This window comes from Streptomyces xanthii (assembly GCF_014621695.1).
GTDB classification, from domain to species: domain Bacteria; phylum Actinomycetota; class Actinomycetes; order Streptomycetales; family Streptomycetaceae; genus Streptomyces; species Streptomyces xanthii.
Window position 1 is genome coordinate 3,989,110 of sequence record NZ_CP061281.1, and the last position, 18,619, is coordinate 4,007,728.

The 18,619-nt window shown below is 72.0% G+C and carries 18 protein-coding genes; 11 read left to right on the forward strand and 7 right to left on the reverse strand.

What is annotated here, in order from left to right; genetic code table 11:
• Positions 1-1,584, forward strand: coding sequence for a protein kinase domain-containing protein (locus tag IAG42_RS18140; protein WP_188338023.1), 1,584 nt, complete (start codon positions 1-3; stop codon positions 1,582-1,584).
• Positions 1,585-1,596: 12 nt separating this feature from the next.
• Here the strand turns inward: IAG42_RS18140 and IAG42_RS18145 are convergent, their stop codons facing one another.
• Complete coding sequence (locus IAG42_RS18145) at positions 1,597-2,025, reverse strand: pyridoxamine 5'-phosphate oxidase family protein (RefSeq protein ID WP_188338024.1); 429 nt, start codon at positions 2,023-2,025, stop codon at positions 1,597-1,599.
• A gap of 131 nt (positions 2,026-2,156) precedes the next feature.
• Positions 2,157-2,816 (reverse strand): response regulator, encoded by a 660-nt coding sequence (locus IAG42_RS18150; protein ID WP_188338025.1) that lies wholly within the window; start codon positions 2,814-2,816, stop codon positions 2,157-2,159.
• Between the two features lie 388 nt (positions 2,817-3,204).
• Between IAG42_RS18150 and pdhA the strand changes: the two genes are divergently transcribed.
• Genes pdhA through IAG42_RS18165 form a run of 3 tightly spaced genes read left to right on the forward strand, consistent with a single transcriptional unit; the run spans position 3,205 to position 6,751 of the window.
• Complete coding sequence (gene pdhA / locus IAG42_RS18155; protein WP_188338026.1) at positions 3,205-4,398, forward strand: pyruvate dehydrogenase (acetyl-transferring) E1 component subunit alpha; 1,194 nt, start codon at positions 3,205-3,207, stop codon at positions 4,396-4,398.
• A 2-nt stretch (positions 4,399-4,400) separates the two neighbouring features.
• Positions 4,401-5,381 (forward strand): alpha-ketoacid dehydrogenase subunit beta, encoded by a 981-nt coding sequence (locus tag IAG42_RS18160; protein WP_188338027.1) that lies wholly within the window; start codon positions 4,401-4,403, stop codon positions 5,379-5,381.
• A 14-nt stretch (positions 5,382-5,395) separates the two neighbouring features.
• Positions 5,396-6,751, forward strand: coding sequence for a dihydrolipoamide acetyltransferase family protein (locus IAG42_RS18165; RefSeq protein ID WP_188338028.1), 1,356 nt, complete (start codon positions 5,396-5,398; stop codon positions 6,749-6,751).
• Between the two features lie 61 nt (positions 6,752-6,812).
• Here IAG42_RS18165 and IAG42_RS18170 read toward each other — a convergent pair whose 3' ends face one another.
• Positions 6,813-7,727, reverse strand: coding sequence for a D-alanyl-D-alanine carboxypeptidase family protein (locus IAG42_RS18170; RefSeq protein ID WP_384626835.1), 915 nt, complete (start codon positions 7,725-7,727; stop codon positions 6,813-6,815).
• A gap of 135 nt (positions 7,728-7,862) precedes the next feature.
• Between IAG42_RS18170 and IAG42_RS18175 the strand changes: the two genes are divergently transcribed.
• The 3 genes from IAG42_RS18175 (at position 7,863) to IAG42_RS18185 (ending at position 10,707) form a co-directional block, all read left to right on the forward strand.
• Positions 7,863-8,555 (forward strand): GntR family transcriptional regulator, encoded by a 693-nt coding sequence (locus IAG42_RS18175; RefSeq protein WP_188338029.1) that lies wholly within the window; start codon positions 7,863-7,865, stop codon positions 8,553-8,555.
• Entirely contained in the window at positions 8,552-9,874 is a 1,323-nt protein-coding gene (locus IAG42_RS18180) for an MFS transporter (RefSeq protein WP_188338030.1), read from the forward strand. Before IAG42_RS18175 ends, IAG42_RS18180 begins: the two co-directional genes overlap by 4 nt.
• An 80-nt stretch (positions 9,875-9,954) precedes the next feature.
• Positions 9,955-10,707, forward strand: coding sequence for a class I SAM-dependent methyltransferase (locus IAG42_RS18185; protein ID WP_188338031.1), 753 nt, complete (start codon positions 9,955-9,957; stop codon positions 10,705-10,707).
• Here IAG42_RS18185 and IAG42_RS18190 read toward each other — a convergent pair.
• Positions 10,697-11,521, reverse strand: a complete 825-nt coding sequence (locus IAG42_RS18190) for a maleylpyruvate isomerase family mycothiol-dependent enzyme (protein WP_188338032.1) — start codon at positions 11,519-11,521, stop codon at positions 10,697-10,699. The two genes, IAG42_RS18185 and IAG42_RS18190, sit on opposite strands and share 11 nt — an antisense overlap.
• Positions 11,522-11,714: 193 nt before the next feature.
• Here IAG42_RS18190 and IAG42_RS18195 point away from each other — a divergent pair, with 193 nt between their 5' ends.
• Positions 11,715-12,515, forward strand: a complete 801-nt coding sequence (locus tag IAG42_RS18195; protein WP_188338033.1) for a carbon-nitrogen family hydrolase — start codon at positions 11,715-11,717, stop codon at positions 12,513-12,515.
• 15 nt (positions 12,516-12,530) lie between these two features.
• On the opposite strand, the gene IAG42_RS18200 is transcribed toward IAG42_RS18195, so the two are convergent.
• Entirely contained in the window at positions 12,531-13,028 is a 498-nt protein-coding gene (locus IAG42_RS18200; RefSeq protein WP_188338034.1) for an LURP-one-related/scramblase family protein, read from the reverse strand.
• Positions 13,029-13,130: 102 nt separating this feature from the next.
• On the opposite strand from IAG42_RS18200, the gene IAG42_RS18205 reads away from it, so the two are divergent.
• Positions 13,131-14,435, forward strand: a complete 1,305-nt coding sequence (locus tag IAG42_RS18205) for a hypothetical protein (RefSeq protein ID WP_188338035.1) — start codon at positions 13,131-13,133, stop codon at positions 14,433-14,435.
• A gap of 33 nt (positions 14,436-14,468) precedes the next feature.
• Here the strand turns inward: IAG42_RS18205 and IAG42_RS18210 are convergent, their stop codons facing one another.
• Entirely contained in the window at positions 14,469-15,485 is a 1,017-nt protein-coding gene (locus IAG42_RS18210; protein WP_188338036.1) for a GlxA family transcriptional regulator, read from the reverse strand.
• Positions 15,486-15,538: 53 nt separating this feature from the next.
• Here IAG42_RS18210 and IAG42_RS18215 point away from each other — a divergent pair, with 53 nt between their 5' ends.
• On the forward strand, positions 15,539-15,955 hold the full coding sequence (locus tag IAG42_RS18215) for a cupin domain-containing protein (protein WP_188338037.1): 417 nt from the start codon (positions 15,539-15,541) through the stop codon (positions 15,953-15,955).
• A 31-nt stretch (positions 15,956-15,986) separates the two neighbouring features.
• Positions 15,987-17,825, forward strand: coding sequence for an NHL domain-containing thioredoxin family protein (locus IAG42_RS18220; RefSeq protein ID WP_188338038.1), 1,839 nt, complete (start codon positions 15,987-15,989; stop codon positions 17,823-17,825).
• Between the two features lie 40 nt (positions 17,826-17,865).
• On the opposite strand, the gene IAG42_RS18225 is transcribed toward IAG42_RS18220, so the two are convergent.
• Positions 17,866-18,576, reverse strand: coding sequence for a DUF4232 domain-containing protein (locus IAG42_RS18225; RefSeq protein WP_188338039.1), 711 nt, complete (start codon positions 18,574-18,576; stop codon positions 17,866-17,868).
• Between the last annotated feature and the right edge of the window lie 43 nt (positions 18,577-18,619).

Consider the following 18,619-nt stretch of genomic DNA (forward strand, 5'->3'; position numbering starts at 1 on the left):
ATGGCACAGCAGCAGCGCGCTCAGGGCCCGTCCGACCCCGAGGCGACTGGCGGCGGTATGTCAGACGCGCCGGAGGCGTGGGGCAACGGCGGGCTGGTCGGAGACGGCCGGTACCGGCTCACCCACCGCCTCGGCCGGGGCGGCATGGCCGAGGTCTTCGCGGCCGAGGACGTGCGCCTCGGGCGCACCGTCGCCGTCAAGCTGCTGCGGGCCGACCTCGCGGAGGACCCGGTCTCCAAGGCCCGCTTCACGCGCGAGGCCCAGTCGGTCGCCGGCCTGAACCACCACGCGGTCGTCGCGGTCTACGACTCCGGCGAGGACTTCGTGAACGGCACGGCGGTGCCGTACATCGTCATGGAGCTCGTCGAGGGCCGCACCATCCGCGACCTGCTCATCAACGCGGAGGCGCCGGGCCCCGAGCAGGCCCTCATCATCGTCTCCGGGGTGCTCGAGGCGCTCGCGTACTCGCACCAGCACGGCATCGTGCACCGTGACATCAAGCCCGCCAACGTGATCATCACGGACACCGGCGCGGTCAAGGTCATGGACTTCGGCATCGCCCGCGCCCTGCACGGCGCGCAGTCGACCATGACGCAGACCGGCATGGTCATGGGCACGCCCCAGTACCTCTCCCCGGAGCAGGCCCTCGGCAAGGCCGTCGACCACCGCTCCGACCTGTACGCGACCGGCTGCCTCCTCTACGAGCTGCTCGCGCTGCGGCCCCCCTTCACCGGTGAGACGCCGCTCTCCGTCGTCTACCAGCACGTCCAGGACATGCCGGTGCCGCCGTCCGAGGTCTCGGACGCGACGCCGCCGGAGCTGGACGGCCTCGTCATGCGCTCCCTCGCCAAGGACCCGGACGACCGGTTCCAGACGGCCGAGGAGATGCGCGGGCTCGTCCAGTACGGCCTGCAGATGCTGTACGAGCAGGGCGGCCACACCGGCACCTGGAACACGGGCCCGGTCGACATGCACGAGGGCGGCAACACCCCGGCGATGGGCATGGGCATGGCCGGCACCACCGCGCTGCCGCACCCCGGCGACACCGGCACGGCCGCGCAGCCGATGCTGCGCCCGCCGGGCCGTGACGACGGCGGCTTCGACGGCCACGGGAACGGGGGCGGTGGCGGCCGCGGCAAGATGTGGATCGTCGCCGTGCTGGCCGTGATCGCCGTCGCGGTGGGTGTCGCCTTCGCGCTCAACGCGGGCGACGACGGGACCAAGAAGCAGAACGACAAGCAGTCGCCGTCGGTCTCGCAGTCCGAGGAGTCGCAGGAGCCGAGCGACGACGCCACCGACGAGACGGACACCGGTGGTCAGACGGAGGAGCCGGGCGGCGACACGGGCGGCCAGCCCGACTACACGCCGAGCCAGCAGCCGTCGCAGCAGCCGACGACCCCGTCCACGCAGCCGACGGAGCCGACGGGCGAGCCGACCGGCGAGCCGACGGACCAGCCGACGGAGCCCACGGACGAGCCGACCGAGCCCACGGAGGGGCCGACGGACCCGACGACCGATCCGACGGGTGACACGGCCGGCACCGACACGGGTGGCGTCGACGGAGGCGTCGACAGCGACGTCTGATCCGCGCCGGGCTCAGGTCCGGCGCCGCGCGGATCCGCCCCGCAGTTCGTGCACGGTGACGAACTGCGGGGCGACGCGCAGGTACACCGCGTCGTAGGGGTCGCCGTCCGCGGAGTGCGGGGCGGCCCCGAAGCGTTCCAGCTCGGCCGGGGTCGGCTCGGCCCGCGCGCAGGTGCCGACGCACTGCACGGACCACTGCCCCTCGTCCTCCGGGCGCTCGGCGCCCAGGTTGTCCGCCCCGTAGGCGACGACGCTACCGACACAGGCCAGGTGGTAGCCGTAGCCCCGGTGCATGCGCAGCAGCAGCCCGCCGTCGGAGACGACGTGCCGGGCGGCCGCCAGGAAGGGCAGCGCGCGCATGCTGGTGGCGACTCGGCCGTAGTCCACGCGGGCGAGCAGCTCGAAGCCGCGATCGTGCTCGGGCTGGGGATCGGAGGGCATGTCCCCACTGTGCGCCGCCGCGCGGGTACGGAAGAAGAGGACGTTGCCCCGTGGACCACGGGACCAAAGTCCCGGTTTCTCCCGCTATGAGGAAGGGGAAGGGTGAGCCCAGCCTCATCCGGACGGGGGTCTCAGTGCTTCTCCGCCTGCATCCGGGCGACGAACGCGGCCGCCTGCGAGCGGCGCTCCATCCCCAGCTTCGACAGCAGGCTCGACACATAGTTCTTGATCGTCTTCTCGGCGAGGTGCAGCTGCTCGCCGATCGCCCGGTTCGTCATGCCCTCACCGATCAGGTCGAGGATCCGGCGCTCCTGGTCGGTCAGGCCCGCCAGCCGGTCGTCGGCCTTGGCGCGGCCGCCGTCCCGCAGCCGCTCCAGCACCCGCGCGGTGGCCACGGGGTCGAGCAGGGACTTGCCGGCGGCGACGTCGCGCACGGCCGACAGCAGCTCGTTGCCCCTGATCGCCTTCAGGACGTAGCCGGAGGCGCCCGCCATGATCGCGTCGAAGAGGGCCTCGTCGTCCGCGTACGAGGTCAGCATGAGGCACTTGATGGAGTCGTCCCGGGAGCGGAGCTCGCGGCACACCTCGACGCCGCTGCCGTCCGGCAGGCGCACGTCCAGGACCGCGACGTCGGGCCGCGTGGCCGGGATCCGCACCAGCGCGTCGGCGGCCGTACCGGCCTCTCCGACGACCTCGATGTCGTCCTCCACCGACAGCATCTCGTGGACCCCGCGCCGGACCACTTCATGGTCGTCGAGGAGAAATACGCGAATTTTTCCGTCTTCGTGCACGACGTCAGTCTTACACGCAAGCCCTTCCCGCGCCCCAGGTGACCGGGATAACGTGCCGGTGTTCCGGCCCCCTGCCAGGCTGTGACCAGTGACCGGCCGCACGGCTGTGACCTGCGACGCTTCGTCTCCGGCGCGATTACTAGGATTTCCGAGCATCGAATTACTTGGAAATCCAAGCAAAAACGCAGGTCAGATGGGGTTTCGCAGATGTGCGGCGCACTGGGTAACGTGCTGGGTGAAGGGTCTGCCGGGACGCAGGATCTGTTTCGTTCTTTCTAGTCACGCCTGAACCCGGCGCAGCGCACCCACCCCGTGCGTGGACGGATCAGGCGAGCCGAGCCGACTGGCCATCCGGCAATCCCGGGGCCGGACCGACGGAGGAGCACACGTGACCGTAGACAGTGCTGACAGCACTGCCGCTGCGCAAGAGGCACAGCCGCCGCGCAAGCGGGCCGCTGCGAAGAAGTCCGCGAAGAAGTCCACCGGCACGACCGCGGCGAAGGGCCGTCCCGAGCTGGTCCAGCTCATGACGCCCGAGGGCAAGCGGGTCAAGAACGCGGCGTACGACAAGTACGTCACCGACATCACCGACGACGCCCTGCGCGACCTGTACCGCGACATGGTGATGGCCCGCCGCTTCGACGCGGAGGCCGTCACGCTGCAGCGCCAGGGCGAGCTGGGCCTGTGGCCCTCGCTCCTCGGGCAGGAGGCCGCCCAGGTGGGGTCCGGGCGCGCCACCCGCGAGGACGACTACGTCTTCCCGACCTACCGCGAGCACGGCGTCGCCTGGTGCCGCGGGGTCGACCCGACCAAGCTGCTCGGCATGTTCCGCGGGGTGAACAACGGCGGCTGGGACCCGAACAGCAACAACTTCCAGCTCTACACGATCGTCATCGGCTCGCAGGCCCTGCACGCCACCGGTTACGCGATGGGCGTGGCCAAGGACGGCGCCGACTCGGCGGTCGTCGCCTACTTCGGCGACGGCGCCTCCAGCCAGGGCGACGTGGCGGAGGCCTTCACGTTCTCGGCGGTCTACAACGCGCCGGTCGTGTTCTTCTGCCAGAACAACCAGTGGGCCATCTCCGAGCCCACCGAGAAGCAGACCCGCGTGCCGCTCTACCAGCGCGCGCAGGGCTACGGCTTCCCCGGCGTCCGCGTCGACGGCAACGACGTCCTCGCGGTGCTCGCCGTGACCCGCTGGGCCCTGGAGCGGGCGCGCAACGGCGAGGGCCCGACCCTCGTCGAGGCCTTCACCTACCGCATGGGCGCCCACACCACCTCCGACGACCCGACCAAGTACCGGGCCGACGAGGAGCGCGCCTCGTGGGAGGCGAAGGACCCGATCCTGCGCCTGCGCACGTACCTCGAAGCGCAGACCGACACGGACGAGGGCTTCTTCGCGGAACTCGACGCCGAGGCCGAGGCGTTGGGCAAGCGAGTGCGCGATGCGGTGCGGGCCATGCCGGACCCGGACCACATGGCGATCTTCGAGAACGTGTACGCGGACGGGCACGCGCTCGTCGACGAGGAGCGCGCGCAGTTCGCCGCCTACCAGGCGTCGTTCGCGGAGGAAGGTGCCTGATCATGGCGGTACAGAAGCTTCCGATCGCCAAGGCGATCAACGAGTCGCTGCGCACGGCGCTGGAGAGCGACCCCAAGGTCCTCGTCATGGGCGAGGACGTCGGCAAGCTCGGCGGTGTCTTCCGGGTCACCGACGGGCTGCAGAAGGACTTCGGTGAGGACCGGGTCATCGACACCCCGCTCGCGGAGTCCGGCATCGTCGGCACCGCGATCGGTCTCGCGCTGCGCGGCTACCGGCCCGTGGTGGAGATCCAGTTCGACGGCTTCGTCTTCCCCGCGTACGACCAGATCGTCACGCAGCTCGCCAAGATGCACGCCCGCGCGCTCGGCAAGGTCAAGGTGCCGGTCGTCGTGCGCATCCCGTACGGCGGCGGCATCGGCGCGGTCGAGCACCACAGCGAGTCGCCCGAGGCGCTGTTCGCGCACGTGGCCGGCCTGAAGGTCGTCACGCCGTCGAACTCGTCGGACGCGTACTGGATGCTCCAGCAGGCCATCCAGAGCGACGACCCGGTGATCTTCTTCGAGCCCAAGCGCCGCTACTGGGACAAGGGCGAGGTCGACACCGAGGCCGTCCCCGGCGACCTGCACAAGGCCGTCGTCGCGCGCGAGGGCACGGACGTGACGCTGGTCGCGTACGGGCCGATGGTGAAGGTCTGCCTGGAGGCCGCCGCGGCCGCCCAGGAGGAGGGCAAGTCGATCGAGGTCCTCGACCTGCGCTCGATCTCGCCGGTCGACTTCGACGCCGTGCAGCGGTCGGCGGAGAAGACGCGGCGGGTCGTCGTCGTGCACGAGGCCCCCGTCTTCCTCGGCTCCGGCGCGGAGATCGCCGCCCGGATCACCGAGCGCTGCTTCTACCACCTGGAGGCGCCCGTGCTGCGGGTCGGCGGGTACCACGCGCCGTATCCGCCGGCGCGCCTGGAGGAGGAGTACCTGCCGGGCCTGGACCGGGTGCTCGACGCCGTCGACCGCTCGCTTGCGTACTGAGGAGGGCTGAAGACATGGCACGTGAGTTCAAGATGCCCGACGTGGGCGAGGGCCTGACCGAGGCCGAGATCCTCAAGTGGTACGTCCAGCCCGGTGACACGGTCACCGACGGGCAGGTCGTGTGCGAGGTCGAGACGGCCAAGGCCGCCGTCGAGCTGCCGATCCCCTACGACGGGGTCGTGCGCGAGCTGATCTTCCCCGAGGGCACCACGGTCGACGTCGGCCAGGCGATCATCTCCGTGGACGTCGCGGGCGAGGAGCCCGCCGCCCCCGCGCCGGCCGCCGCCGAGCCGGTGGCCGCGGAGGAGCCCGAGGAGGCCCCGACCGGGCGCCAGCCCGTGCTCGTCGGCTACGGCGTCGCCGAGTCCTCGACCAAGCGCCGCGCCCGCAAGGGCGACACGGCCGCCCCGGCGGCCAACGGGACGGCGGCGCAGGTCGTCGTCGAGCAGCGTCCGCTGGCCAAGCCGCCGGTGCGCAAGCTCGCCAAGGACCTGGGCGTCGACCTGGCCACGGTGATCCCGTCGAACCCGGACGGGATCATCACCCGCGAGGACGTGCACGCCGCGGTCGAGCTGGCCGCACCCGCTGCCGCGCCCGAGGTCCCGGCCCAGGCGCCCGCGCCGGTCCCGGCCGCCCCGGCCTCGGCGGCGCCGGTCTCGTACGACACGGTCCGCGAGACCCGGATCCCCGTGAAGGGCGTCCGCAAGGCGACCGCCGCGGCGATGGTCGGTTCCGCGTTCACCGCGCCGCACGTCACGGAGTTCGTGACGGTCGACGTGACCCGCACGATGAAGCTCGTCGAGGAGCTCAAGGGCGACAAGGACATGCAGGGGCTGCGGGTCAACCCGCTGCTGCTCATCGCCAAGGCCCTGCTCGTCGCGATCAAGCGGAACCCCGCGGTCAACGCGTCGTGGGACGAGGCCGCCCAGGAGATCGTCCAGAAGCACTACGTGAACCTGGGCATCGCCGCGGCCACACCGCGCGGTCTGATCGTGCCGAACATCAAGGACGCGCACGCGATGGCCCTGCCGGAGCTGGCGGCGTCCCTCGGTGAGCTGGTGGCGACGGCCCGGGACGGCAAGACGTCCCCGGCGGCCATGCAGGGCGGCACGGTGACGATCACCAACGTGGGCGTGTTCGGCGTCGACACCGGTACGCCGATCCTGAACCCGGGCGAGTCGGCGATCCTCGCCGTCGGGGCGATCAAGCTCCAGCCCTGGGTCCACAAGGGCAAGGTGAAGCCGCGTCAGGTGACGACCCTGGCCCTCTCCTTCGACCACCGGCTGGTGGACGGGGAGCTGGGGTCCAAGGTGCTGGCGGACGTGGCGGCGATTCTGGAGCAGCCGAAGCGCCTCATCACCTGGGGTTAGTCCCTAGCGGCGAGGCCCCGCACCACAGGGTGCGGGGCCTCGCCGTGTGCGGGACCAGGGCCTAGCGCTTGAAGCCGTAGTCCATGAGCTTCTTCGCGTCGGACGTGCGGGCAGTGACCGACGTCGACTTCAGGACCGTGCCGATGACCGTCTTGCCGTTGCGGGTCGCGGCGAAGACCAGGCAGTAGCCGGCCTCCGGGCCCGAGCCCGTCTTGACGCCGATGGTGCCGGTGTACGAGCCGAGCAGGTTGTTCGTGTTCGTCCACGACATGTAGCGGTAGCCGCCGGACTTCGTCGTGACCTTCTGCTTCGTCGACTTGGTCTTCACGACGGAGCGGAACGTGGAGCTCTTCATCGCCGAGGAGGCGATCTTCGTCAGGTCGCGCGGCGTCGAGTAGTTCGAGCCCTGGCCGATCCCGTCGAACGAGTCGAAGTGCGTGTTCCTCAGGCCGAGGCTCGTCGCGGTCTTGTTCATCTTGCCGATGAAGGACTTCACGCGGGCCGCGCGCGTGGTGCCCGAGCCGAACTTGTCCGCGAGCGCGTAGGCGGCGTCGCAGCCCGAAGGCAGCATCAGCCCGTACAGGAGCTGGCGGACGGTCACCTTGTCGCCGACGATCAGGCGGGCGGACGAGGCGTTGTTCCTGACGATGTAGTCGCTGTACGCCTTCTGGATCGTGACCTTGGCGTCCAGGTTCAGGTTCGGCTGGGACAGCACCACCTTCGCGGTCATGATCTTGGTGGTCGAGCCGGTGGACCGGCGGGTGTCCGCGGCCTTGGTGAACAGGCTCGCGCCCGTCCCGTTGTTCATCACATAGCCGCCGGCCGCGGCGATGGTCGGTTTGGCCGGTGCGGTGGCGGCCTGTGCGGAGGTGGTCAGCGCTCCGCTCGTGAGCACGGTTCCGGCGACGAGAACAGCGATGCCCGAAGTGCGAATTTTCAAGATGGACGCTCCAAATGCCCCTAAAGCGCGGCCCATTGGGTGGATCGCGCACGTAAGAGACTTCTGGGACGCGTCCAGGGTTGTACGGCCCGGTACACGAGATCGGGTGATCCCCGTTCCGCATGGTGGACGTCCCCTGTGTTGCGTACGTGTTGTATCTATGATGTGCGCATGCCCGCGACCTCGACCCCTGCCCCGGCCTCGCCCCCGACCCCGACCGTCACCGAGAAGCGGCCCCCCGCCGCGGAGCGCGTGTACGACCACGTGAAGCGCGGCGTGCTCGAACGCCGCTACGAAGGCGGCACCCTGCTCACCGAGGGCGAACTCGCCGAGGCCGTCGGCGTCTCCCGCACGCCCGTGCGCGAGGCGCTGCTCAAGCTGGAGGTCGAGGGGCTGCTCAAGCTGTACCCGAAGAAGGGCGCGCTGGTCCTGCCGGTGTCCGCGCAGGAGATCGCGGACGTCGTCGAGACCCGGCTGCTCGTCGAGGAGCACGCGGTGCGCAAGGCCGTGCCCGCCCCGCCCCGGCTCCTCGAACGGCTCGCCGAGCTGCTGGAGAAGCAGCAGGCGCAGGCCGCCGCCGGACAGTTCGTGGACGCCGCCACCACCGACCGCTGCTTCCACGCCGAGATCGTGCGCAGCGCGGGCAACGAGATCCTGTCCCGCCTCTACGACCAGCTGCGCGACCGGCAGCTGCGGATGGGCGTCGCCGTCATGCACTCCCACCCCGACCGGATCGCCAAGACGCTGGCCGAGCACGGCGAGATCCTCGACGCGCTGCGCGCCGGGGACGAGGAGGCGGCCGTCGCCGTCGTCCGCCGGCACGTGGGCTGGTTCCAGAACCTGGCGCGGGGTGACGTGCGATGAGCTCCGCCTCCTCCCCGTCCGACTCCGCGCTGCGGCTGCCCGGCGATCCGCCCGGCGGCCGGCGCGCGGTCGCCGTGTGGTGCATCGGCGTCTCCGTCTACTTCGTCGCCGTCATCTTCCGCACCTCGCTGGGCGTCGCCGGACTCGACGCCGTCGAGCGCTTCGACATCAACGCCTCGGCGCTGTCCACGTTCTCGATCCTCCAGCTGCTCGTGTACGCGGGCATGCAGATACCCGTCGGCCTGATGGTCGACCGGCTCGGCACCAAGAAGGTGCTGACCATCGGCGTCGTCCTGTTCACCCTCGGCCAGCTCGGCTTCGCGTTCTCCTCCTCGTACGGGACGGCGCTCGTGTCGCGGGCGCTGCTCGGGTGCGGGGACGCCATGACGTTCATCAGCGTGCTGCGGCTCGGCACACGGTGGTTCCCGGCGCGGCGGGGGCCGCTCGTCGCGCAGCTCGCGGGCCTCGTCGGCATGGCCGGCAACCTCGTCTCCACGCTCGTCATCGCGCGACTGCTGCACGGCATCGGCTGGGAGGCCGCGTTCGCCGGATCCGCCGTCGCGGGCGTCGTCGTCCTCGTGCTGATGCTGCTCTTCCTCAAGGACCACCCCGAGGGATACGCGGCCCCGCCGCTGCCCGCCTCGCACAAGGGGGCCGCCTACGTGCGGGCGCAGATCTCGGCGGCCTGGCGCGAGCCCGGGACCCGGCTCGGACTCTGGGTCCACTTCACGACGCAGTTCCCGGCGATGGTGTTCCTGCTGCTGTGGGGGCTGCCGTTCCTCGTCGAGGCGCAGGGGCTCTCGCGCGGCACGGCGGGGGAGCTGCTGACCCTCGTGGTCCTCTCCAACATGACCGTCGGACTCGTCTACGGGCAGGTCGTCGCCCGCCACCACTCGGCGCGGCTGCCGCTGGCGCTCGGGACGGTCGCCGCGACGGCCGTGCTGTGGGCCCTGCCCGTCGTGTGGCCCGGGCAGGCGCCGATGTGGCTGCTCGTCGTGATGTGCGTGGTGCTCGGGGCCTGTGGACCCGCGTCGATGATCGGGTTCGACTTCGCGCGGCCGGCGAACCCGCCGGAGCGGCAGGGGACCGCGTCCGGGATCGTGAACATGGGGGGCTTCGTCGCCTCCATGACCACGCTGCTGGCGGTCGGCGTGCTGCTCGACGCGACCGGGGACGACTACCGGATCGCCTTCTCGGCGGTGTTCGTGCTCCAGGCGTTCGGGGTGGGGCAGATCCTGCGCCTGCGCAAGCGGGCCGCCCGCGCGGAGCGGGAACGGGTCGTCGCGTCCCGGGTGACCTCGGTGCACGTGCCTGCGTGACCTTCGCGGGACCGGGGGCGGATCCGATCCCGCCGCAATCCTGTTGACCGTCCCCGGCCCCGGGTGCTGGAGTGCCGCGCGTGGAAAGCATCCCCGCCAACCGGCGGCTCTGGAACCAGATCAGCGGCGACTATCAGGACAGGCACGACGCGCGGATCGGCGCCGCGCCCCGGCTGTGGGGCATGTACTCCGTCCCCGACGCGCACCTGAACGCCCTGGGTGACGTCACCGGCAAGCGGGTCCTCGAACTCGGCTGCGGCGCCGGGCAGTGGTCGAGGGCGCTCGCCGCCGAGGGCGCCCAGGTCGTCGGGATCGACCTTTCCGAGGCCCAACTCGACGCGGCCGCCTCGGCGATGGGCGCGGACCGCTATCCCCTGGTGCAGGGCGCCGCCGAACAGCTCCCCTTCGCAGACGACAGCTTCGACCTCGTGTTCTGCGACTTCGGCGGGCTGAGCTGGGCGCCCCCGCACCTGGCCGTCCCGCAGGCCGCACGCGTGCTGCGCCGGGGCGGACGCCTGGTGTTCAACGTGGCCAGCCCCTGGTTCGAGGCCTGTTACGACGAGGCCGCGAGCCGCGTCACCACGACGCTGCAGAAGGACTACTTCGGGCTGAGCGGCATCGCGGAAGGCGACGGCGCGACCAGCTATCAGCTCACCTACGGCGACTGGGTCAGGGTGCTGCGCGGCGCGGGTCTCGTCATAGACGACCTCATCGAGCCCCGGCCCGACCGCGGGACGACCAACGGCTACAACGAGACCGACCCGCCCGACTGGGCCCACCGCTGGCCGGCGGAGCTCCTCTGGGTGACGCGTAGACCGAGCACTACGGAGTGACGGCGAACGACGCCAGGATCGCCTCGACCAAGGACGCGTCGCCCTCCGTCTTGAGGGCGTCGCGGGCCGCCTCCGGGGTCGTGCGGCCGCAGGCGAGGCGGACGTAGGTCTCCCAGTCCAGGGCGATCGTCGCGGCGGGGCCGAGCGAGGGGGCGCCGTCGATCGTGCCCTTGCCCTCCGCGTCCACCCGCACCGTGCGCAGGAACTCGACGGGCCCGTGCACGTCGAAGACCACCGCCGAGTTCGCCGGCGCGCCCGCGTCCTTGGCGACGACCTTCGGCAGGATCGCGAGCAGCATGTCCCGGGTGACGTGCGCCCCGGGCGAGTCGAGATTGCCGGGCGTGCCCAGGGCGCGGCGCAGGTCCTGCTCGTGGACCCAGATGTCGAACGCCCGCCGCCGCATCGCGTACTCGAGCGTCTCCTCGACCCCGCGCGGCCCGCGCACGATCGTGCCGGGCTCCCGCGACTCGTTCCGCAGCTGCCGCGAGCGGCGGATGATCGTGTACTCCAGCTCCGAGACCATCTCCGGCGCCGTGTGGTGCCGGCGGACGTCGACCTGGATCTCCTGGTACCGCTGGCCCTCCGTCTGCACGTGGTAGAGGTCGCGGGGCAGCGTGTGGATCGGTCGCGGGTCGCCGAGCATCTCGCAGTCCACGCCGATGACGTGCGACACGATGTCCCGTACCGACCAGCCGGGGCAGGGCGTCGCCCGGTTCCACTCACCCTCCGCGAGCGGCGTGACCAACTCGGATATCGCTTCCACGGAGTGGGTCCAGGCATCGGCGTAGGACTGAAGGCTGGGGTGGAGACTCACGGAAGGGGACCCCTCGAGCGGTTGGTACGCGGGCGTATGGCTAGGCGGCGGCGGACGCTGTCGGTGCGGGTTCTGGGGGTCCGGGGGAATCCCCCGGACTGGCACAGTACGCTGCCCGAAGGCACCCCGGCAGCGCTTTCGTACGACGATCGTAGGCCGGTGTTGACGGCTCGAATGCCAGGACGGTGGTAGTGTGCGCGCCTCCCTCATCCAGATCGCGGTAAACGAGGACGAATCGGTCAACTCGCGGCGGGAGCGAGTGAGTTCCCTGGTCCGCGACCAGGCAGGTTCGGCCGATCTCGTCGTCCTTCCCGAGCTGTGGACGACCGGAGCCTTCGCCTACGAGCTGTTCGCCGCCGAGGCCGAACCCCTGGAGGGCCCCACCTTCGACGCCATGTCGAAGGCAGCCGCGGACGCGGGCGTCTGGCTGCACGCCGGCTCGATCCCCGAGCGCGACCCGGACGGTCCGCTCTACAACACCGCGCTCGTCTTCGCCCCCGACGGCACCCTCGCCGCCGCCTACCGCAAGATCCACCGCTTCGGCTTCGACAAGGGCGAGGCCGTCCTCATGAGCCCGGGCGACGAGCTGGTCACCGTACGGCTCCCGGAGACCGTGCTCGGCGTGACCACCTGCTACGACCTGCGCTTCCCCGAGCTGTACCGGGGCCTCGTCGACCGCGGCGCCGAGACCCTCCTCGTCTCCGCCGGCTGGCCCGAGCGGCGCCGCGCCCACTGGACCCTCCTCGCGCGGGCCCGCGCCGTCGAGAACCAGGCGTACGTCCTGGCCTGCGGCAGCGCCGGCACCCACGCGGGCGTCGAACAGGCGGGCCACAGCATCGTCGTCGACCCCTGGGGCGAGATCCTCGCCGAGGCGGGCGCCGGCGAGGAGGTGCTGCGCGTGGAGCTCGACCCCGCGAAGGTCGGCGCCACCCGCGAGCAGTTCCCGGCCCTCAAGGACCGCCTCCTCGGCCTGGACACCCCGCGCCGCCCCTGACCCCCGGGAGCACGCTCAGTCGAGGTCGCCGCGTTCCTTCTCCGCGAGATGGATCACGCACACGGCGACCGCGACGAGCAGCGCCGGATCGGCGTCCTCCCGCACCACGTTCACCCCGTACGTGTCCCGCACGCGCAGCCAGCGCCGCGAGATGTCCGCGAGCAGTTCGCCGTCGTACTCCACGGCGAACTCGCGGTCCAGGATCTTGCCGCTGACGTCGAGCTCGGTGCCGTCGACCAGCTCGACCCGGTAGTGGTTGCGCAGCAGCGACAGGCGTTTGCGGCGGATCTTCGCGAGCGGTTCGCCGTCGCGCTCGATCACCATCGTGTCCCGCAGCGCGAGCATCTTCTGGCGGATGTCGATCAGGACGCGTCCGTCGGGCCCCTTGAGCTCGAACGTGTCGCGCAGCCGCATCGCCTTTCCGTCGACGAGGAAGGCCTTGCGGCCCTGCTCGTCCTCGATCCAGTAGTCCTCGCCGACGGCGAAGAGCCGTTCCCGAACTTCGTAGCGCATACGCCCCAGCCTGCCCGCGCGCGGGCGGCCCGACCCCCGGGAGTGACCCGAACGGCCCAGCCCCGCGCGCGCCGCCCCCGCCCCCGCCGGTCTCCTTGACCCATGACCAGGGACGACGAACTCTCCGCGCTGCGCGCTCGGGTCGCCGAGCTGGAGGCGGCCGCCGGACGGCCCGCACGGCGGCGGGCGGGGCGGACGAAATCCACGTTCGCCGTCGTCCTGATCGTGCTCGCCGCCCTGCTCACCCCGCTCGGCGCCGTCGCCGTCTGGTCCGACGCGCTGATCGGTGACACCGACCGGTACGTCGACACGATGGCGCCGCTCGCCGAGGACCCCGACGTGCAGAACGCCGTCGCGGACCGGGTCACCACCGCCGTCATGAGCCGCATCGAGATCGCCGACCTGCTGGAGAACGTCGCCCCCGACGACCGGCCCGCGCTGGAGAAGGCGCTCGGCGCCGCGAGCGGGCCGATCACCGACGGGCTCACCTCGTTCGTGCACACGGTCGCCGACCGGTTCGTCACCAGCCCCGCCTTCGCCACCGTGTGGAAACAGCTCAACCGCACCGCCCACACCGCCGTCGACAAGGCGCTCACCGGCAGCGGCGGCGACGCCGTCAAGGTCGAGAACGGCATGGTCACCCTCGACCTCGCCCCCGTCGTCGAACAGGTCAAGAACGGCCTCGTCGACCGCGGGCTCGACGTCGCCGGGAAGATCCCCGAGATCCACACCGAGATCACCGTCATGGAGTCCACCGGCGGCCTCGCCAAGGCCCGCAAGGGCTTCCGGCTCCTCCAGCTCCTCTCCTGGGTGCTCCCGCTGCTCGTCCTCCTCCTGGCCGCCGCCGGTGTCCTGCTCGCCCGGCGCCGCCGCCGGGCCCTCGTCACCGCCGCCCTCGGCATCGCGGCCGGCGCGCTGGTGCTCGGGCTCGCCCTGTGGCTCGGCCGCGCCTACTACCTCGACGCCCTGCCCTCCAGCGTCTCCCGCCCCGCGGCGGAGTCCGTCTTCGACACCCTCGTCCGCTTCCTGCGCAGCGGCGTCCGCATGATCGCCGCCCTCGGCATCGTCATCGCCCTGGCCGCCTGGCTCAGCGGCCCCGGGCGCTGGGCGCGGGCCACCCGCGACGCCTGGTGCGGCGCGATCGGCTCGGTCCGCCGGTCCGTCACGGCCGGCACCTTCGGCCCGGTCGGGCCCTGGGTGCACCGCATGCGGACCTGGCTGAACTGGACCGTGGCGGCCGTCGCCGCCGCCGTCCTCATCGCCTGGAACTACCCGACCGGCGCGGTCGTCGCCTGGATCGCGTTCGTCGCCCTGTGCGCCCTCGCGATCATCGAGTTCCTCGACGTCCCGGAATTCCAGGACGCGGCCTCGCCCGCGTCCCTCCCGCCCGAGGGCCTCGCGCCGTAGACGCCATGGCCCGTCACGCCTCCCCGAGGGCCTTTACGCCGTAATCGCGGCAGACGCCTCCACAGGCGCCGCCCCGAACCGTCTCCGGTACGCCGAAGGGCTCAGCCCCGTCGCCCGCTTCAGGTGCGCCCGCAGGTTCGCCGCGCTCCCCAGACCGCTGTCCCGCGCCACCACGTCGAGCCGCAGCTCGCCCCGCTCGATCAGCCGGCAGGCCAGCGCGATCCGCTCCCCGAGCAGCCAGGCCAGCGGCGTCGTGCCCAGCTCCGCCCGGAAGCGGCGGTGCAGCGTCGCCGGACTCACCCCGGCGCGGGCCGCGAGCCCGGCCACGGTCAGCGGCTCGCCGAGCCGCTCCTGCGCCCAGACCAGCAGCGGCGCGAGCGAGGCGTCCGGCACCTGCGGCACCGGGCGCTCCACGAACTGGCGCTGCCCGCCGTCCCGGTGCGCGGCGAACACGAGCCGCCGCGACACCGCGTTCGCGATCTCCGCACCGTGGTCGCGGCGCACCAGGTGCAGCCCGAGATCGAGCGCGGAGGCGCTGCCGGACGAGGTCAGGATGTCCCCGTCGTCGACGAACAGCACGTCGGGTTCGAGCCGCACCCCGGGGAAGCGGCGGCGGAACGCGTCCGCCCACATCCAGTGACAGGCCGCCCGCCGCCCGTCCAGGAGCCCCGCCTCCGCGAGCGTGAACGCCCCGCTGCAGAACCCGACGAGCCGGGCCCCGCGCGCGTGCGCGGCCCGCAGCGCGTCCAGCACCTCGGCCCGCCGGGGCACCTCGGTGTCCGGCCGGTTCGGCACGATCACCGTGTCGGCGCTCTCCGTGGCCGACAGGTCGGCGACCCCGCTCAGCGTGAAGAACCCGTCCCGCATCACCGTGTCCGGCTGCGCCGCGCACAGCGCGAACGAGTAGAGGGCGCGCCCCAGTTCGGGCCGGCGCAGCCCGAACACCTCGATCGCGCACGCCAGCTCGAAGGGGTTGGAGCCCTCGTCGACGAGCGCGACCACCCGGTGCACACGGTCCGATTCAGAGTCCTGCGAGGATCCTTGCGGCATACGAGATTTCTAGCACTCACACCCGGTCCCGCGCCGCCCGCACGCTGGACACCATGAACCCCGTCACGCATCCCGCACTCCCGGAACCCGTCTCGCTCCCGCAGGCCCTGACCACCTTCGACGCCCTGTGGAGCCCGCGCATCGTCACGCAGGTCAACGACTACGACGTCCGGCTCGCCAAGGCGGAGGGCGAGCACGTGTGGCACGTCCACGAGCACACCGACGAGTTCTTCCTCGTCGTCGAGGGCGAACTGACCATCGCCCTGCGCGAGGACACCGGCGAACGCGCCGTCGTCCTGCCCCGCGGCTCCGTCTTCACCGTCCCCCGCGGCACCTGGCACAAGCCCCACGCCGCCCCCGGCACCGCGCTCCTCGTCCTGGAACCCACCGGAACCTCCTCGACGGGCGACGCCCACGACCCCGTACCGGCCCACGTGGACTCGACGACGGGGCACCCTGTCCAGGTGTGACCGTCTTCCGCGCAGGTGGCAAGCTTGAAGCATGAACGATGCCGCCCCGGTGCCCAGCCCCGCCCCCGCCCGCCGTGCCCGAGTCCGCGCTCCCGAACTGGTCGGCAAGGGCGGATGGATCAACACGGGCGGGAAGGAACTGACGCTCGCCGACTTCCGAGGGCGCACGTTGGTCCTCGATTTTTGGACCTTCTGCTGCGTGAACTGCCTGCACGTGCTCGATGAGCTGCGGGAGCTGGAGGAGAAGCACCGGGACACGCTCGTGATCGTCGGTGTGCACTCGCCGAAGTTCGTGCACGAGGCCGAGCACGCGGCGGTCGTCGACGCGGTCGAGCGGTACGGCGTGGAGCACCCGGTGCTCGACGACCCGGAGCTCGTGACCTGGAAGCAGTACGCGGTGCGGGCCTGGCCGACGCTCGTGGTGATCGACCCCGAGGGGTACGTCGTCGCGCAGCACGCCGGTGAGGGGCACGCGCACGCGATCGAGAAGCTGGTCGAGGAGCTGGAGGCCGAGCACGAGGTGAAGGGCACGCTGCGGCGCGGCGACGGGCCGTACGTGCCGCCGGAGCCGGTCGCCGGCGACCTGCGCTTCCCGGGCAAGGCGCTCGTGCTGCCGTCGGGGAACTTCCTGGTGTCGGACACGACCCGGCACCAGCTGGTCGAGCTGGCGGCGGACGGCGAGACCGTCGTGCGGCGGATCGGGGACGGGGAGCGCGGCTTCGGGCCCGAGTCGTTCAACGAGCCGCAGGGGCTGGCGCTGCTCGACGAGCGGACCGTGGTCGTCGCCGACACCGTGAACCACGCGCTGCGCGCCGTCGACCTCGACAGCGGGGCCGTGACGACCCTCGCGGGCACCGGGAAGCAGTGGTGGCAGGGCTCGCCCACCAGCGGGCCCGCGCTGGAAGTGGACCTGTCCTCGCCGTGGGACGTCGCCGTGTTCGGCGGGCGGGTGTGGATGGCCATGGCGGGCGTGCACCAGCTGTGGACGTACGACCCCGTGGCGCGCGTCGTCGCGGTCGCGGCCGGGACGACGAACGAGGGGCTCGTCGACGGCCCCGGCGACGAGGCCTGGTTCGCGCAGCCCTCGGGGCTCGCCGCGACCGAGGACCGGCTGTGGGTGGCCGACTCCGAGACGAGCGCGCTGCGCTGGGTGGACCCGGAGGGACATGTGCACACCGCGGTCGGCACCGGCCTGTTCGACTTTGGGCACCGGGACGGGGACGCGGGGCAGGCGCTGCTCCAGCACCCGCTGGGTGTCACCGTGCTGCCCGACGGCTCGGTGGCGGTGGCGGACACGTACAACCACGCGCTGCGCCGCTACGACCCGGCGACCCGCCAGGTCAGCACGCTGGCGACGGATCTGCGGGAGCCGAGCGACGCGGTCCTCGTCGGGGACGACATCGTGGTCGTGGAGTCGGCGCGGCACCGGCTGACCCGGCTCCGGCTGCCCGAGGAGGCGGTGAGGGTGGACGCGATCGCGCACCACACGCAGCGCGCCGCGACCGAGATCGCGGGCGGAAAGCTGCGGCTCGACGTCATCTTCCAGGCGCCGGCCGGGCAGAAGCTCGACACCCGGTACGGGCCCTCGACCCGGCTGCTCGTCTCCTCGACGCCGCCGGAGCTGCTCGTCGCGGGCGACGGAGCGGGCACCGAGCTGGGCCGTGAGCTGGTCCTGAACCCGGAGATCGAGGAGGGCGTGCTGCACGTGTCGGCGATGGCCGCGTCCTGCGACGACGACCCGGCCAACGAGTACCCGGCCTGTCACGTCCACCAGCAGGACTGGGGTGTGCCGGTCCGCGTGGCCGAGGGCGGGGCGGACCGGCTGCCGCTGGTGCTCGCGGGGCTGGACGAGCAGACCGCGCGGGGCTGACGGGGGTCCGGCCCCGCGCGGCGTCGGTGGTCCTGCGCGGTCAGTTGCCGAACGGCTTGACCGTGTTCCAGGAGTAGACCTCGATGCCGTCGTCCATCTTGCCCGCGTACTCGACCTCGCCGGGCGTCTGGATCGTCTCGGTCTCGGCCTCGTCGGGGTTGTTCATCTGCAGGGACAGGCGGATCGACGTGAAGTAGTCGTCCTCGGCCTTGACGTCCTGGGTGACGGCGATCGCCGAGTAGATCCGGCCGCCGGGCTGGACGACCAGCGGCTGCGCGGGCTGCTCGTCGTCCTTGGCCTGCGGGACGTCGCCGTTGGCCTTGCCCGGGGTGACGACCGGGAACTTCTGCACGGTGCAGGCGCTCGCGGAGCGGTTCTCGGCGGTGATCAGCAGGTGGTCGCCCTGCTGCTCGGGGTTGCGGCGCTCCAGCTTGTAGGTGAGGAAGCCGACCTTGCACTCGGGCGTCTTCTTCGCGGCCGTGCCCGAGCCCCCCGTGCTCGAGCCGGTCTTCGAGGAGCCGGCCTGCGCGGCGTCGCCGCCCGAGGCCTGCGCCGCGTCGCCGCCGGTGCCCGAACCCGCGTCCGCGCCCTGGTCCTTCGAGGCGTCCGAGCCGGCCGAGGAGCTCGACGCGGTGTTCTGCGCGGCGCCCTCGTCCTTGGTGCCGGTGTCGCCGTTGCAGGCGGTCAGCGAGAGGCTCAGGGCGGCGGCCGCGGCGGCGAGGACGACGTTGCGGGCGATGGTGCGGGTCATGGTGGGACTCCCCCGTGTGCGGTGGGGCCGCCTGGTCCGGTCG

Coding starts and splice junctions, on each gene's coding strand:
- IAG42_RS18180 (WP_188338030.1), top strand. CDS start 8,552: ATGAGCTCCGCCTCCTCCCCGTCCGACTCCGCGCTGCGGCTGCCCGGC.
- IAG42_RS18215 (WP_188338037.1), top strand. CDS start 15,539: ATGAACCCCGTCACGCATCCCGCACTCCCGGAACCCGTCTCGCTCCCG.
- IAG42_RS18205 (WP_188338035.1), top strand. CDS start 13,131: ATGACCAGGGACGACGAACTCTCCGCGCTGCGCGCTCGGGTCGCCGAG.
- IAG42_RS18165 (WP_188338028.1), top strand. CDS start 5,396: ATGGCACGTGAGTTCAAGATGCCCGACGTGGGCGAGGGCCTGACCGAG.
- IAG42_RS18210 (WP_188338036.1), bottom strand. CDS start 15,485: ATGCCGCAAGGATCCTCGCAGGACTCTGAATCGGACCGTGTGCACCGG.
- IAG42_RS18220 (WP_188338038.1), top strand. CDS start 15,987: ATGAACGATGCCGCCCCGGTGCCCAGCCCCGCCCCCGCCCGCCGTGCC.
- IAG42_RS18145 (WP_188338024.1), bottom strand. CDS start 2,025: ATGCCCTCCGATCCCCAGCCCGAGCACGATCGCGGCTTCGAGCTGCTC.
- IAG42_RS18140 (WP_188338023.1), top strand. CDS start 1: ATGGCACAGCAGCAGCGCGCTCAGGGCCCGTCCGACCCCGAGGCGACT.
- IAG42_RS18200 (WP_188338034.1), bottom strand. CDS start 13,028: ATGCGCTACGAAGTTCGGGAACGGCTCTTCGCCGTCGGCGAGGACTAC.
- IAG42_RS18225 (WP_188338039.1), bottom strand. CDS start 18,576: ATGACCCGCACCATCGCCCGCAACGTCGTCCTCGCCGCCGCGGCCGCC.
- IAG42_RS18170 (WP_384626835.1), bottom strand. CDS start 7,727: ATGGGCCGCGCTTTAGGGGCATTTGGAGCGTCCATCTTGAAAATTCGC.
- IAG42_RS18175 (WP_188338029.1), top strand. CDS start 7,863: ATGCCCGCGACCTCGACCCCTGCCCCGGCCTCGCCCCCGACCCCGACC.
- IAG42_RS18160 (WP_188338027.1), top strand. CDS start 4,401: ATGGCGGTACAGAAGCTTCCGATCGCCAAGGCGATCAACGAGTCGCTG.